The 16,235-nt window shown below is 32.6% G+C and carries 13 protein-coding genes; 4 read left to right on the top strand and 9 right to left on the bottom strand.

Annotated elements, in window-relative coordinates:
• Positions 1–317 precede the first annotated feature (317 nt).
• The 3 genes from V9L04_RS16005 to V9L04_RS15995 all read right to left on the bottom strand — a co-directional run bounded on the left by V9L04_RS16005 (position 318) and on the right by V9L04_RS15995 (position 3,843).
• Positions 318–959 (bottom strand): class I SAM-dependent methyltransferase, encoded by a 642-nt coding sequence (locus tag V9L04_RS16005; protein WP_338790866.1) that lies wholly within the window; start codon positions 957–959, stop codon positions 318–320.
• Positions 960–1,076: 117 nt separating this feature from the next.
• On the bottom strand, positions 1,077–2,420 hold the full coding sequence (locus V9L04_RS16000; protein ID WP_338790864.1) for an efflux RND transporter periplasmic adaptor subunit: 1,344 nt from the start codon (positions 2,418–2,420) through the stop codon (positions 1,077–1,079).
• A gap of 370 nt (positions 2,421–2,790) precedes the next feature.
• Entirely contained in the window at positions 2,791–3,843 is a 1,053-nt protein-coding gene (locus V9L04_RS15995; protein WP_338790863.1) for a M48 family metallopeptidase, read from the bottom strand.
• A 97-nt stretch (positions 3,844–3,940) separates the two neighbouring features.
• Here V9L04_RS15995 and rfbC point away from each other — a divergent pair, with 97 nt between their 5' ends.
• Positions 3,941–4,483 carry a dTDP-4-dehydrorhamnose 3,5-epimerase gene (rfbC, locus tag V9L04_RS15990; protein ID WP_338790862.1) on the top strand — a complete coding sequence of 181 codons (543 nt, stop codon included), beginning with the start codon at positions 3,941–3,943 and terminating at the stop codon, positions 4,481–4,483.
• Between the two features lie 114 nt (positions 4,484–4,597).
• On the opposite strand, the gene V9L04_RS15985 is transcribed toward rfbC, so the two are convergent.
• Positions 4,598–5,575, bottom strand: a complete 978-nt coding sequence (locus V9L04_RS15985; protein WP_338790861.1) for a calcium/sodium antiporter — start codon at positions 5,573–5,575, stop codon at positions 4,598–4,600.
• 296 nt (positions 5,576–5,871) lie between these two features.
• On the opposite strand from V9L04_RS15985, the gene V9L04_RS15980 reads away from it, so the two are divergent.
• Complete coding sequence (locus V9L04_RS15980) at positions 5,872–7,251, top strand: dipeptidase (protein ID WP_338790860.1); 1,380 nt, start codon at positions 5,872–5,874, stop codon at positions 7,249–7,251.
• 63 nt (positions 7,252–7,314) lie between these two features.
• On the opposite strand, the gene V9L04_RS15975 is transcribed toward V9L04_RS15980, so the two are convergent.
• Together V9L04_RS15975 and V9L04_RS15970 are read right to left on the bottom strand one after the other, a co-directional pair.
• Positions 7,315–7,725: a type II toxin-antitoxin system death-on-curing family toxin gene (locus V9L04_RS15975; protein WP_338790859.1), complete on the bottom strand. Its 411-nt coding sequence runs from the start codon at positions 7,723–7,725 to the stop codon at positions 7,315–7,317.
• A gap of 10 nt (positions 7,726–7,735) precedes the next feature.
• Complete coding sequence (locus V9L04_RS15970; RefSeq protein WP_338790858.1) at positions 7,736–7,936, bottom strand: hypothetical protein; 201 nt, start codon at positions 7,934–7,936, stop codon at positions 7,736–7,738.
• A gap of 212 nt (positions 7,937–8,148) precedes the next feature.
• Between V9L04_RS15970 and V9L04_RS15965 the strand changes: the two genes are divergently transcribed.
• Positions 8,149–8,580 carry a hypothetical protein gene (locus V9L04_RS15965; RefSeq protein WP_338790857.1) on the top strand — a complete coding sequence of 144 codons (432 nt, stop codon included), beginning with the start codon at positions 8,149–8,151 and terminating at the stop codon, positions 8,578–8,580.
• Between the two features lie 96 nt (positions 8,581–8,676).
• Here the strand turns inward: V9L04_RS15965 and V9L04_RS15960 are convergent, their stop codons facing one another.
• Positions 8,677–11,088: a DUF2339 domain-containing protein gene (locus V9L04_RS15960; protein ID WP_338790856.1), complete on the bottom strand. Its 2,412-nt coding sequence runs from the start codon at positions 11,086–11,088 to the stop codon at positions 8,677–8,679.
• Positions 11,089–11,412: 324 nt separating this feature from the next.
• Entirely contained in the window at positions 11,413–12,396 is a 984-nt protein-coding gene (gene fbp / locus V9L04_RS15955; RefSeq protein WP_338790855.1) for a class 1 fructose-bisphosphatase, read from the bottom strand.
• Between the two features lie 286 nt (positions 12,397–12,682).
• Here fbp and V9L04_RS15950 point away from each other — a divergent pair, with 286 nt between their 5' ends.
• Positions 12,683–14,548: a von Willebrand factor type A domain-containing protein gene (locus V9L04_RS15950; protein ID WP_338790853.1), complete on the top strand. Its 1,866-nt coding sequence runs from the start codon at positions 12,683–12,685 to the stop codon at positions 14,546–14,548.
• A gap of 93 nt (positions 14,549–14,641) precedes the next feature.
• On the opposite strand, the gene V9L04_RS15945 is transcribed toward V9L04_RS15950, so the two are convergent.
• On the bottom strand, positions 14,642–16,030 hold the full coding sequence (locus tag V9L04_RS15945; protein WP_338790852.1) for a di-heme oxidoredictase family protein: 1,389 nt from the start codon (positions 16,028–16,030) through the stop codon (positions 14,642–14,644).
• Positions 16,031–16,235 lie beyond the last annotated feature (205 nt).

Genomic DNA, 16,235 nt, shown 5'->3' with positions numbered 1-16,235 from the left:
AACAGGCACAGAATAGTAGTAAATGTTTTTCCCATAAGTAAAGTTATGGGTCTCGTTTTTTGACTGCTTAACATCAGTTATGAATTATAAATGGTGAATTATTAAGTGAAACATTGTGTGTTCAGTTCCTCAGAACTGAAAAAACGCTTCCTCAGAAGCGTAATATTGCTTGAGGAAGTTTTCGTTAGTTTTTGAGAACGGTGTAACCCTCAGCGAAGCTAAAACTAACGCACACCCTTTTGTAATTTCGCTAAATTATCGGAAGAACCAAACTCTCTAATTTTTTTAGAGAGTTTTTCTTTTTCAAAATCAATTATTTAATTCTCAAAAACATAAAATACTCTATCTAATCCTGTAACAGATTGATATTTAATCATTTCTAACGATTTGTAGTGACATGATTCTTTTATGAGGTGCATATCTTCCTCATAAGGCATATAGGCATCAAGTGTTCCCCAATCCATTTCTACACGGATATAATGTTTATTGATTTTCATTCCGACAAACTTAATTTTGTCTTGAGGAGCTTCAATAAATAGTTTACCTCCTGTTTTGAGGTATTTTCTAATTTTACAGATAGAATCTCGTTGTTGTTCAAGGTTTTGCTCCAATATTCCAGACCAAAGCCACAAAACAGCATCTACTTTCTCAGGTAGCTCTAACTCTTCTATGTCTTGATGAAGCATAAACAATTTTTCATTTTTATACTCTTTTTCCATATAAGTTACAAAAGACTCTACTCTTTCGACACCATAGATTTTACCTTCAAAACCACGTTCTAAAAGCTGTTGGACGGCTCTTCCATATCCTACTCCTAGTTCTGCAATTGCTTTTGCATCTTTTATTTGAGGATAAATTTGGTCAATATCTACTCCTGTATCAAAACCTGTAACTCCTGCGAGTTCCTTAAATTTTTCTATCTGAATATTTCTATAAAAATTAATGTTAGCTAAAGTCATAATTGCATTATGAAGTAAAAAAATAGGCTATTTGGTATCAAGCAGTAATAAATTTTAATTTAACACAAAACTTGCGATATAAATTACTAAGCAAGTTTCACATTAATAACCTACAAGTTACTTCGCTTTTTTGTCTTTTGCAATTTTGACATTACTTTCATCTTCTAAAGTTTTTGAAATTGCATTGTAAGGTGCAACTACTACTTCTTGTCCTTCTTCCACTCCACTCAAAATTTCTATATTGTCAAAATCACTTATTCCAGTTTTTACTTGTATCATCTTGACTTTATTGTCGCCATCTCTCACAAAAATCACTTCTTTCATTTTATCTTCTTCTACTTTTGCATTTTGAGTAGTTTCTTTTTTAGGTTTTCCTCTTGGAGCATCTTCCTCTTTTTCATTATTTTGATTTTCATTTCTAACTGTAACGGCAGCCAACGGAACAGCCAATGCACCATTTTTGCGATTAGTAATAACTTCAACACTTGCCGTCATACCTGGGAGAAAAGGAAACTTTCTTTTTACTAATAATTCTTTGTATGACTCTCTACTCATTCGTATCTTGACTTCAAACTCTGTAACAGCATCAGCTGTAACAGTCTGTAAATTATTTGCACTCTTTGCAATTGAAGTAACGATTCCTATAAATTTTTGGTCTGGATAAGCATCCACTTCAACATAGGCTGTATCATTCATTTCAATTCTTATAATATCATTTTCATTGACATTAACTCTCACTTCCATATTTTTAAATTCTGCAATGCGTAAAAGCTCTGTTCCTGTCATTTGTACAGTTCCTACTACACGTTCACCTTGTTCTACATTGAGTGAAGAAATAATTCCACTTTGAGGAGCAAAAATATTAGTTAGAGATAAATTTGCTTGGGCTTCTTCTAATGTTGCCCTAGCACTTTGGAGAGAATAACGTGCGCTTTCCACTGTTTTTTCGGCAGCTTGCAATTCTGCTTCTGCTACTTTAAAAGTAGATTCAGCAGCTTGAAAATCTTGTAAAGAAATAATTTTATCATCATACAGTTTTTGTTGCCTTCCAAAATCTGCTTTGGCTCTAAAATATTGTGCTTTAGCTTGTTGTAATCTGGCATTGGCTTGTTCGATATTTGCACCTTGTGAGCCTAAAGAAGCACGTGTTCTATCCACAGCTGTTTGATACGTATCAGGACGTATTTTCAAAAGTAATTGTCCTTCTTTTACAGAATCTCCTTCTTTTACTAATAATTCTGTGATTTCCCCTGATACATCTGGCGATAATTTGACTTCTACTTCTGGATAAATTTTGCCTGATGCGCTAACTCTTTCTACAATCTGAATACGCTTAACAGGAGCAAACTCTACTTCAATTCCATCTTTTGCACCAAACCAGCCTAGCTTTTTTCCTGCAACACCTAAGATAACAAGCAAAACAACAGCACCAATGATTATAAAAAGTTTTTTATTAGACATATGATAATACAAAGTTAGAAGTATGAATTAAAAATATAAGAGTAAAATTAATTATTCAAATAGAGTGATTTAACAGTTCAGTCAAGTAAGTTGTTCAACTCAATCAAAACTTACACTAAATTTAATTTTAAGTCATATATTTTTTATTTTAAACTATTGATAGCTCTTAGTGAAGTGCTATCAATAGTTTAGAAAACTTCTATTTTTGTTTGTAATTCATAATAAACGTTATCACGGTTATTTACAGGTCTAATAATTAGCAAGTTATAGAAAAGCAAAACAGTCTTATTTTTCCGTAGTGACAGGTTTGCAAACCTGTCGCTACGGAAAAATCAATGTTACTAAACTAACCGTGATAACCTTTAATAGATTAATAATTTTTTGGCTTGAAAAAATCATCAAAAAAATCTTTTGCTTTTTTGGTAGTCTCATCCATTTTTTCAGATACATTTTGAGCTGTTTGCCTAAACTGTTCATTAAACTGTGTAGATTGTGCTGTATTTCTAGTCGATTGTGTTGCTTCCTTAAAATCACTTGCATAACCTTGTGAAGCTTCTTTTACATCTTCCCAAACAGACGCATTTTTTTCAGCATCTGTTCTTCTTGGGTAATTTCCTTGTAAAGTTGCATCATAATCTCCCGAACGCACCCAGTTTACAATTTCTAAAGCACGAGTAGACGCAAAAGGATGAGATTGTCCAATTATATTAAAAAACTTAAAAATATTATCTCCCACATTATCCATCTTATGATATTCTTCAGCTTGCTCTAAAAAGGCTGCAACATCCATTTGCTCAAAATCTCCTCCTGCCAGTTTCATCGACACACGCAATGAAGCATCAGGATTTTGAGTAGCCAAAAGACCTGCTCTATCTGCACTAAGCTCACTTTTCCTACTCCATTCTTGTAGTGCATAATAGACACCTGAGAAAATCCAATCAGGAATAGGAAGTTTTATAACAGACCTAGACATTTGTTGAAGAAGTATAAAAAGAGTACGATACAACATATGTCCACTCATAATATGACCCAATTCGTGTCCCAAAACTTCTGTCAGTTCCTCATCATCAAATCGTTCTACTAAAGCTGAATTCAAAACGATAAAAGGGCTATCCATTCCCACAGCAAAAGCATTCAGCACTTCACTTTGAGAAACATAAACCTCTGGTTTTTTTTCTATATCAAACGTTTTGCAAACCTCATCAAACAGTACTTTTACTCTTGCAAACTGCTTATCAGAAACTCTAACAGCAGAAGCCAAATACATAAGACGAAGCGAACGCTCAGAAGTTGCTCCGAAAAGCATACTGAGAAGTTTATCCAATCCAGGTACTTTTTTGAGTGAATTTAGGGCTGCACGATCGGCTGGATGTTCCCAAGCACGAGAAGAAATCTGATATAAAATTGTTTTTTGTGTGGTCATTTTTTATAAAATTTGAAAAGAGTAGTGATAAAATTATGCAATTCATAAAATTAATACGTTATTTTGTATTACTTCGTTTAATTCATAATTAATTTATATGTATAACAAAACAGATTTTGAAGGTGTTTGGATTTTCGAACCACGCCTTTTTGAAGACCATAGAGGTTATTTTTTTGAGAGTTTTAATCTTAATAATTTTGAGAAACACACAGGTCTAAAACCTACTTTTGTGCAAGATAACCAATCTGGTTCTACGAAGGGAGTAATGAGAGGATTACATTTTCAAAAATCTCCTTTCGGACAGTCTAAGTTAGTTAGAGTAATTGTTGGAGAGGTACAAGATGTAATTGTTGATTTGAGAAAAGAATCAGCTACTTATGGCAAAAGTTTGAGTATAAATCTTTCTGGAACAAACAAAAAACAGCTTTTCATACCAAAAGGATTTGCACACGGTTTTTTGGTTTTGAGTGATTATGCTGAGTTTTTTTATAAATGTGATGCTTTTTACGAGCCACAAGCAGATACAGGAATGTATTATAATGACCCAAAAATAGGAATAGAATGGCAAATGGATTTGGATAAAATTATTCTTTCTGAAAAGGATAAAAATTTACCTCTATTTGATGACGTGGAATATTAAGCATAAACAAGGTTAAAATCTTGTTGAATTGCAAAAACAAAATTTATTCTCTATCTAAAATTTTGTTTTTGCGAAACTCTTATCTAAAAAAACCCTTTTTGGCGTAGTTCGAAGTTATGCTAATCCAATTTGTTGATAAATTAAATAAGCAATATAGACTACATAGCCAAGTGTAAGAATTGAACCTTCACCTCTACTTATTTTTCGTCCTTCTCCCATAAAGACAAAAGCAACAACCATCAAACAACCTAAAGCTGTAACTACAACATCTAAATTGCTTGTATTGGGATTAAATGGAATAGGTCTAACAGTCGCACTAATACCCAAAACAAAGAAAATATTAAAGACATTTGAACCTACTACATTACCAATTGCCATATCTGCACTCCCTTTTCGTGCTGCCATGATTGACACGACTAGTTCGGGAAAAGAAGTTCCTGCTGCCACCACGGTAAGTCCGATAATTCCTTCACTTACTCCCCAAGATTGTGCAATTTCGATAGCTGCATCTACCATAAACTTCCCTCCTCCAATAAGTCCTGCAAAACCACCTAAGAGCATCAATATAGACAATCCTAAAGGTAATTTTTGTATGTCTTCAGCTTCTTCAACAGATAATTTTTTATCTTTCTGTGCTGAAAAAAATGTATAATACATAAAAACCACAAAGAAAAAGAGCAAAATAATTCCATCACTTCTGGTTAGAATAGAATTACTAGAACCATCAATAAGCATATCATTTGCCAAAACACCCAATACCAAAGCTGCCAAAAGTCCTAAAGGAATTTCTATCTGAACAGTTGCACGCTTGACAAAAACAGGCGAAATCATGGCACAAATTCCTAAAATAGCTAATGTATTAAAAATATTACTTCCCAAAACATTTCCAATTGCAAGTTCAGAGCTTCCACTACTAGAAGCAAAAAGATTTACGACCAGCTCGGGAGCAGAAGTACCAATCGAAACTACTGTCAGACCAATAATAAGGTCAGAGATATTAAAGCGTTTGGCGATTGATGAAGCTCCGTCAGTAACCCAGTCTGCTCCCTTAACAAGAACAATAACACTAACTATAAAAATGAGATAATTCATTATGAAATGAGTATTGGAATGGAATGATTTTGATTGTTTTGCTAAACTGTTTCAAATTTTTGTAACTTTTTATTCAAACAGTCTTTTATTTTTTGAGTAAAGAACAAACGACGAACCAAAGGAATTAAAAACATTTGTTTTTTAGACTATCCTACCTTTTGAATAGATGAAGGTTCTTTTTTTGAAGAAAAAGCCGTATATTCGAACTTCGTTGAAGAATTTTTATTTTTACTAAATTTGCATCAAAAATATTAGTAAAACTCATTCAATAAACTTATATAAACATACCCTTATTAATGAATACACACGATTATATAGAAAAAAATAAAGAACGCTTCTTAGAAGAGCTTAAAGACTTACTTCGTATCCCTTCTGTAAGTGCAGACAAAAAATACAAAGAAGACGTTTTCAGAGCTGGAGAATTTATAAAAACAAAACTAGAAGAAGCAGGAGCTGATAAAGTAGAACTTTGTCAGACAGCAGGTTATCCAATTGTTTATGGAGAAAAGATGATTGATTCTTCTTTACCTACTGTTTTGGTATACGGACATTATGATGTTCAGCCACCAGACCCATTAGAGCTTTGGGAAACGCCTCCGTTTGAGCCAACTGTTAGAGATGAAAAAATTTATGCTCGTGGTGCGTGCGACGACAAAGGACAAATGTATATGCACATCAAGGCATTTGAAGCCATGATGAAAACTGATTCTTTGCCTTGTAATGTCAAGTTTATGATAGAAGGTGAAGAAGAAGTAGGTTCAGACAACTTAGGAATTTTTGTCGCAAATAATAAAGAAAAATTAGCTACTGATGTAATTTTGATTTCTGATACTGGAATGATTGCCAATGATATTCCTTCTGTAACAGTTGGTTTGCGTGGTCTTTCGTATGTAGAAGTAGAAGTTACAGGACCTAATCGTGATTTACACTCTGGTCTTTATGGTGGTGCTGTTCCAAATCCTATCAATGTTCTTTGTGATATGATTGCTTCTTTGAAAGATGAAGAAGGCAGAATTACAGTAGAGAATTTTTATGATGATGTAGCAGAACTTTCGAAAGAAGAACGTGCTCAAATGGCAAAAGCTCCTTTTTCTTTAGAAGAATATAAAAAATCTATTGGACTTAAAGATGTAGAAGGTGAAAAAGGATATTCTACTTTAGAGCGTGCTTCTATCCGTCCAACTTTAGATGTAAACGGAATTTGGGGAGGTTATACAGGCGAAGGCGCAAAAACAGTTATTGCTTCGAAAGCGTATGCAAAAATCTCTATGCGCTTAGTTCCTAATCAAGATTCTGCAACAATAACTAAACTTTTCAAGAAGCATTTTGAAAAAATTGCTCCTCCTTCAGTTAGTGTTGTCGTAAAACCTCATCATGGAGGTGAGCCAGTTGTGACACCAACCGATTCACAGGCATATCAAGCTGCAAGTTATGCCTATAAACAAACGTTTGGCAAAGACCCAATTCCGATGCGTGGTGGTGGAAGTATTCCAATTGTTGCGATGTTCAAATCTGAACTTGGAATTGATAGTATTTTGATGGGATTTGGCTTAGATTCTGATGCCATTCACTCGCCAAACGAACATTACGGACTTTTCAATTATTATAAAGGAATAAATACAATTCCTCATTTCTTCTTCCGTTATGCTGAAATTTATAAACCTGAATTGGTTTAATATTTAGAAGAATTTTATATAGAAAAGACGAACTGCAATTTATTTTGTAGTTCGTCTTTTATGCTATTTAGTTTCTATATTCTCTTCAAACCACTTTTGTACTTCTTCTAATGTCTTTTCTGCTGCTGCGACAGATAGAGTAAAACTTGTTAGAATTTCATTTGTTACTTCTTGTTTCAAGTCATAATCATTGAGTTGTAGAAAAAGTAAAGCACTTTCTAAACCTGCTCTTTTATTACCATCTTGAAAAATATGATTTGAGATAATATTGTACATATAAAGTCCTGCTTTATGATGAATTTCAGGGTACATTTCACTACCAAAAACTTCTGCTTCAACTATTTCTATAAGATAATTTAAATTAGATTCGTGTAAAAAATTAGAAGGTGGAACGAATTTTCCTCCTACATCATCAGAAGTAAGTCTATTTATCAGAATGACATCTTTTTTCCTTAATAATTCTAGTTTTTTCATTTAGTTTTGTTTAAGACAAGGCTTTAAAAGTTTCTTTAAAACGAGAAAAATCATTTTTTATAATTGATTTTATTTTTTCTTCCCTTTCCTCTTCACTTGTTTCTTCTTGAGCTACTAATCCATAGAAAAATTTCTCAAAAGTAGTAAGTTGTTCTTCTGAAAGATTTTCAATTTGATTTATAATTTCACTTTTTCTCTCTTCAATGGTCATAGTTCTATTTTTTTGAGTAGAATAATTTATTTTTTTTATAAAACGAATTTATAGAAAATAAAGTTCTGAGTTCATTGTTCTACATGATAAATAAACTAAAATGTTAAATTTTAGATTTTTTATATTTTATTGCAGCAAAATTTGCATTATTAGAGTAATAGTAAAAATGACTCTCTAATTTAATTTTTATTAAACTCAAAATTTTATTTATTATGAAAACTCAAAAAACACTTCATTTTAATCTAAAATCCTTTACTTATCTTTTTTTACTAGGAATAATGTTATGCTTTTCAGCTTTTTCTTGTGGGGATGAAGATACTGTCGAACCTTTAGAAATCAGAATTGAAAACAAAACAGGTTATGACTTAACCGACATCACTATTGATAAAATTCAAATCACTTCTTTGAAAAATGGTGAAATATCAGATTATATGGCTACGCAGTATTTTGAATATATGAGTCCTCTTTCTGCAAAAATAACCCGAAAGTTTGAAGAGGAGTTGAAAAGTTTTGGCATTAGCAGTGGTCTTTGGTGTGGAGTAGGGGAATATCCAATCAAGGAATCAGGTAAACATACTTTTGTTATTACGCTACATCAAAACGAAAATGATAATACAGAATATTTTGTTTTTGAAGAAAAATAAATTTCACTCTCAATTTCAACTTATATAAAAACAGCTTGTACTCTCAACAAAACTAGAGAATACAAGCTGTTTTTAATTTATGACACTTATTATTATTTATCCCTCAATCTTGTCTTTATATTTATTATATAAGAATGAGATTATCAAAAGAAGTGTTCCTAAAGATAAAAAGACAATTACTTTAGAAATTGTTGATAAAGCTGCAATGTCGTAGAAGAAGAGTTTGACAAACGTAATTCCAAACCAAACTAAACCACCAACACGCAAATATTTTTTCTTTTTCAAAATTCCCAAAACGACTACAAAAAGCGAATAAGTTCCCCACAAAATACTCAAACCAAGTTTGTAAGCATCTGCATTGCTAGTTAGGCTAAGAATATGAATAAGTTCGGCACTCAATAGCCATAAAGCTGAAACGTGAAGAATAAAATCGAAGAAGGGAATAAAATCAAATTTCAAAAACTCTTGTTTTGCAAGTCTGAAAAGGATAAATAAAAGACCGATAACAAGTGAAAAAGAAATATAACGAACTATTAAATTAAAGCTACCTACCTCATAGTATTTAGCTAAACTTTGTGAAATATAACTATCTCTGAGTTCACTCAATTCGTATAACCCTGCGCTCATAAAAATAAACAGTAAAAGAGCAGAAGCTAAATAATAGAGAATGACTGACATTTGAGTTTCTACTTTTTGGATACAATAAAAACCTAAACCAATAAAGAAAAGAAGTGTATAATTTAGAATCCAAACTCTTTGATAACTTCTTAAATCATAATCATAAAAAGTATTAGGATATCCACCTTCTGCTATTACTTCAATTCTTGAAGCTTCAAGAAGTTGATTAAAATAAATAGAAATTTCGACAACTAAAGGTAGATAAAGAGCAAAGAGCAATGTTGTAGTGATGACAACAGTAACAAAACCCAAAAATCCATTAGCTTTTTCTTGTAAAGTAGAAACATATTTATCACTCTTATTGAGCCAGTCAATAAAGAAAAATGAAGCTGCAAAAATAATGGAAGTCAAGAAAATTACATTGAAAATTGGCGTAATTTCATTTATGATAGATTTATTTGTTTCATAATCATAAATACCTGTTGAAGCATCAATAGCCATTCCCCAGTCTTGAATCATACTAAAAGCAGCCAAAGCCATTAGAGGAAAAGAAAGCGATTCATAAACACCGACTTTTTTTGTTCGTCCAATCCAAAACAGCAGTGCAGCTTGTAACGACCAAATAAGAGTTACCCAATTTCCATCCAACTGAACAGGAACAGCAATAGTAATAAAAACCAAAACTAACCCAGAAGCTAAGTAGAATAAATTTCTATCAGCCAGTTTATTTTTATATAAAACTACACTCACTCCAAAATGAATAATTGCCTGTCCGAGTGTAAATAAACCTACTAAATTTTCTGTCTGAACATTTGTTGAAAGTGTTGCAAAGCCAACTCCATAAAAAATAAATGAGTTGATGAGCATCAAAATAACATCTCCAACATTGAAAATTTCCTTTTTCTTGATTTTATATGCCAAAAACGAAATGTAGAAGATGAGAAAAAAGAGAGTAGAGAAAATCAATGTCAAACTAAAGTGTTCTTCTTGATTGTATTTTGATCCATACCAAGCCAAAACGACAAGCCAAGTAAGCGTAAAAGCATTTATATAAAGAGACTTCCAGTATTTTTTGATAGAAATAGCTAAAATTCCTAAGTTGATAATTGCCATATAACTAAACAAAATCATCACTTTTCCAGACCCATCACTAAGCAAAAACGGAACTGCATAAGCCCCCACAAGTCCGATATGAGCAATAATTTGTCTGTCATAATTGAGAGAAGCCACCACTGTAAAGACCGTAAAAGCGACCATCAGACCAAACGCCATTTCTTTAGGAAAAAGATTATAAAAATCATATCCCATAAAGGTAACAAAGTAGAAAATTGCCATTGCACCACTAAGTAGTCCAGCACTAAACTTCTCATATTTTGCCTTCAAACGAATAGCAAAACCTAAAAGACCAGCTCCTACCAAATACCCTAAAATGATTCTAGTAAGTGGACTAATCATATCATTATCGATGGCATATTTTACTCCAATACCAACCCCCAAAACAATAATCAAAACCCCAACTATATAAATTACATTTTCACCAATGAATTTTTCGATACTTGATTTTTGATGAACTTTTGTTTGCTGAGGTTGAGTTGGTGCTTCAAAAACAGGTGTTTTTCTTCTTTTTAACTCTCTATTTTCTTCTTTCTTCTCATTTTCAGATTCAGAAGGAAAGTCAGAAGGAATATCTCTAAAGATGGGTTTTTGTCTTAAAATTGGATCTTCTACTTCTCTTGATTCTTTCGTTGTATCTTTTTCAAAAGAAGTTTCATTTTGCAGACCTTCAATTTCTACACGTAACTTTCTAATTTCTCTATCAAAAACAGATTGTTTTGACTCTACAATGGAAAGTTTTCGGAAGAGTTCATTTATTTGTTGTTTTTTATTCATAAGTAAGGTAGGTATTTGGTAATTCCTTATTTTAGAAAAATACGTATTTTTTTTGAATATGTTATATTTTTCCTACTGTTATCTGTGAGAACCCAAGCAGCAACAAGAAAAAATAAGCCTTTTAGATACAAATTGCATCTGACTATTTTATACTTTACGTCAGTTATCGATTTAAAGACGACAAATATTTTCTAAAACTGACTTTTAAAATAAAATGGCAAGACATAAAAAATGCTATGAACACAAAATAGTATTCATAGCATTTTAAAAAACTGACTTTTAAATCTACTTAAAGGCAAACCTTTAACCTACAAAATAACTTAATTACTCATTCGCCTCAATAAGCTCCAAAGCCTTATCGACCATATTTGCAGAACCCACATAATAGGTAGTTCGTTGATGTAAAGAATCTGGCTCAATATCCATTATACGCACACGTCCATCATACGCTTTTCCACCTGCTTGTTCGGCAATAAAAGCTAATGGATTACATTCATACAACAATCTTAATTTTCCTTTTGGTGTTTTTTCTGTACTTGGATAGATAAAAATACCGCCTTTTAGCATATTTCTATGAAAATCTGCTACCAAAGAACCGATGTAACGAGCTTTGTATTCTCCACCTTCTTTGCAAAAATCAATGTATTTTTTTACACCTTCCGTAAAACCTAAAAAACCTCCTTCATTACAAGAATAGGTTTTACTGTCTTTAGGAATAGTTAAATTGTTGTGAGTAAGCAAAAACTCGCCTCCTTTTGGGTCGTAGGTAAAAATATGAACGCCATTTCCTGTTGTAAAAACTAAAGCTGTAGCTGTTCCATACAATACATAGCCACCAATAAGCTGTTCAGTTCCTTTTTGCAAAACATCTTCTACTTTTGGCTTTGTTCCTTTTGGAGATTTGCGCTTAAAGACCGAAAAAATAGTTCCAATAGAAACATTTACATCAATATTTGACGAGCCGTCTAAGGGATCCATTGCCACAACATATTCAGCATCATTATTATCGGTCAAAATAATTTCTTCTTCTTCTTCCGAACCCACTACACAAACCAGATTACTTTCTCTAAATGTAGTAATAAAAAGGGTGTTTGCAAGAACATCCAATTTTTGCTGTTCTTCGCCTTGTACGTTACTAGAACCTGCTGTTCCATACAAATCTGTGATGGCAGCACGAGAAACATGGCTATGAACAGTTTTTGCTGTACGAGCAATCGAATGTAATAAATGGTCTAATTCAGAAAGTGGAGCAGGAAGATTTGCTTCATTATCTTTCAAAAATTGGCGTAAAGTTGTTTTTTGACTCATATCTTTTTATGAAGGACTATTTTAAAATGTAAACTATTTTTATGGATTAATCAGCAAAGTAGCATCTATAATCAAAATGAAGAGCTAATTAATATTATTTTATAAAACAAAATTAGCCATTTCTAAAGGTTTTACAATCCTACTCACAAGATTCTTTATAATTACTTTGCAACGTTTTTAAGTTTTTTTACGAATAGGGAAAGAATCACATCAAAAATTACCCTTTCTACAAAATATAATTTTATAAAAAATCATTTTTACTCACTAATTTATTTTTATTATGAAGATGTACAAGTACGTATTTACAATTCTCTTATTTTTGGGAAGCTATTTTATTTCAGATATTGCTTTTTCGCAGCGCACTATCACAGGAACAGTTACAAGTGCTGATGGTGCTTTACCTGGTGCAACGGTTCAAATAAAAGGAACACAACATGGAACGCAAAGTGACATGGAAGGAAAATATTCTATTACTGTTCCTGAAGGAAGTGATGTTTTGGTTTTTAGTTTTGTTGGATTTCAAACACAAGAAATTAGGATTGGACAAAAATCTGTCATTGATGTAACTCTAGTAGAAGATGCAGGACTGGAAGAAGTCGTAGTTACAGGTTATTCTGGAAGGTCTGGAGGAAGAAAGAGACGTAAAAAAAATAAACATAGCAGTAGTAGCACAAGTTCAAATTATTCATACAGTTATTCTAATTCTTCTTATCAAGAACCTACTACTGAAAGTTATTCATCAAAAGAAGAAAACGGATTTAGTTCTGTTTCTCAAAATCCACTTTCTACATTTTCGATTGATGTAGATAAGGCTTCTTATTCTAATGTACGTCGTTTTTTGAATGATGGACAAATGCCTCCACAAGATGCCGTTAGAGTAGAAGAAATGATAAATTATTTCAATTATGACTATCAAGAACCTACAAATGAACATCCTTTTGGAGTTACGACAGAATATGGAAATTGTGCTTGGAATGAAGACCACAAACTTGTTTTGGTAGGCTTACAAGCAAAAAAAATCAAAAAAGATAATTTACCAAATAGTAATATTGTTTTTCTGCTTGATGTTTCGGGTTCTATGAGTTCTGCAAATAAATTGCCTTTGCTCAAAAAAGGACTTACAGAACTGGTAAAAGAATTACGAGAAAATGACAGAGTAGCCATTGTAGTTTATGCAGGTGCAGCAGGTGTAGTTTTGCCTTCTACTTCTGGAACTAAAAAACAAGAAATTATTGCAGCCTTAGACCAACTTAGTGCTGGAGGAAGTACAGCAGGAGGACAGGGAATAGAATTAGCTTACAAAATTGCGAAGGAGAATTTTATCAAGGATGGGACAAATCGTGTCATTTTGTGTACTGATGGTGATTTTAATGTAGGAGCTTCTTCTGATGGCGATATGCAAAGATTGATAGAAAAAGAGCGTGAAAGTGGTGTTTTTCTGACTTGTTTGGGTTTTGGAATGGGAAATTACAAAGATTCAAAACTTGAAACATTAGCAGATAAAGGAAACGGAAATTATGGCTACATTGATGACTTTCAAGAAGCTAGAAAGATGCTTGTTACCGAATTTTCAGGAACACTTTTTACACTGGCTAAAGATGTCAAGATTCAAATTGAATTTAACCCAAATTATGTAGCTGCGTACCGTTTGGTGGGTTATGAAAATCGTCTTTTGAATGAAGAAGACTTCGACGACGACACAAAAGATGCTGGAGAAATAGGCGTAGGTCATACAGTAACAGCTCTTTATGAAATTATTCCTGTTGGTGTAAAATCTGATTTTCTGCCTAAAACAGACGGAAAAGAACAGAACTTAAAATACCAAACTTCAGAAGTTTCGGAGGCAGCAGGAAGTCAAGAACTGATGACTGTAAAGTTTCGTTACAAAGAACCTGACGGAGATAAAAGTGTAAAATTTGAAGAAGTTATTATGAATGAAATTAAAACAGATAACTCTGAAAATTTTGTTTGGACAAATGCTGTTGCGATGTTTGGAATGATTCTGACTGATTCGAAATACAAAAAAGAAAAAGATTCTGATTTGTATAAATGGATTTTGGAAAATGCTCCCAACGCAAAAACTAATGACGAAGAAGGGTACAAAGGAGAATTTATTCGCCTTGTCAAAACGGCTGAATCATTGAAAAAATAGACTAGTTTATAGTTTTATTAGACTTATTTAAACTTTGTCAGAGTTTGACAAAACAAACTCTGACAAAGTTTTTAGAATAAAAGACAAATTAAATCATAAAGAATTCAAAAAAGCGAGTAAATCAGTTCTTTCATTTTTTGATAAACTTTTATAGGCTTCTTGACTGTTTTTTGCTTCTCCATTATGCCATAAAATTGCTTCTTCTATTGTGTTAGCTCGTCCATCATGCATAAAAGTAGCTCGTGGATTTACACGCTGAACCATTCCCAAACCCCACAAAGGAGCTGTTCGCCATTCGTTTCCATTTGCCTCAAAATCTGGACGATTATCTGCTAACTCATCTCCCATATCGTGTAAAAGCAAATCTGTATAAGGATAAATGGTTTGATTAGAAAGAGCTTGAATTTCATGAAAATCTGTTTTCATTTTTGGAATATGACATTTGTTACAATTTAGATTGGAAAAAATCTGTTTCCCTCTCAAAACTTGTTCATTATCAGCATCACGACGAGCAGGAACAGCAAGTGTCTGGCAATACAAAACTACTTTTGCTAGTTTTGATTCACTAATTTCCATTTCTTCATCTGTACTTCCCGAAATGGCCTCTTTACAATTTTGTTGTGCATCCGTACAGTTTTCTATTGGGTGAATAGAAGACGTAATTCCCATATCTCCATTAAATGCTCCAGCTACTTGCTCTCTTAAAGAAACTTGATTTGATTTCAAACCAAAACGACCGATTTTTATTTGTCCTGTTTCAGCTTCCAAAACATAGTTTGGTTTCCCAGAAATTCCATCATTATTTGCATCATTTTCATCAGCAAAAGAAAGAAGAGTTTGTTCTGAAACAGCTTCTAAAAGTCCTAAACCTGCAATATGTGGTGCAAGACGAGGAGAAACAACTACATTTGGGTGAACATTTCCATAATTCATTCTTTCGAAATTATAAATAGGTTTCTCTAAAGTATAACTTGTTCCATCTGCAAAACTTCCAGTAATAGTTTGGTGTGAAATAGAAATATTTCCTTCTGCTTCCATTCCAAAAATAGCCTGACTAGATAACTGTCCACCATAAGTTGGCTCATTTTCATACGTTACTCCATTTCTGACACTCAATTTTATCACTAAGGCAACAATATCATCACCTTGATTTTGAGGTAAATTTCCACGTCCATCAAAGGCATGACAACCCGAACAAGAGCGTGCGCTAAAGAAACCACCCAAACCATCAAGCCCGATCGTAGAAGAAGGAGCAGCTACCCAATTTGCTTTAAAAAACGAATTTCCTGTAACAAATTTTCCATTTTCTTCAGTTGTAAGTTTGTTTGCAGCATGTCCAAAAGCATTTTGAGATTGGTCAAAAGTAGTAGCATTTCCTCCTGCATAAATTTCGTTTTCTTCAAAAAGAGGTTCGGTTTCTTCATTTTTACAAGAAGAAAAAAGTAAAATAAAAGATAGAGAAAGTAATAAGTAAGAACGCATATTTTTATAAAATTAGATTGAGATTTTTACTCACAAACCCTAAGCGTCTTGAAGACTCTTAGGGTTTAAATTGATTACAAAAGTATCAGAAGCTATCTATAAAAACAGGGTTAAAACCCTGTACAATTTATAATTCATAGTCTATTTTTGAAAACACATCTTTGTAAAAAATCACAAAAGGTAGTTTTTTAATTGAACAGGGTTT

Source organism: Bernardetia sp. MNP-M8, from assembly GCF_037126285.1.
Taxonomy (GTDB): domain Bacteria; phylum Bacteroidota; class Bacteroidia; order Cytophagales; family Bernardetiaceae; genus Bernardetia.
The sequence above is the reverse complement of the archived record's forward strand: the minus strand, read 5'-3'. Positions and strand labels throughout refer to the sequence as shown.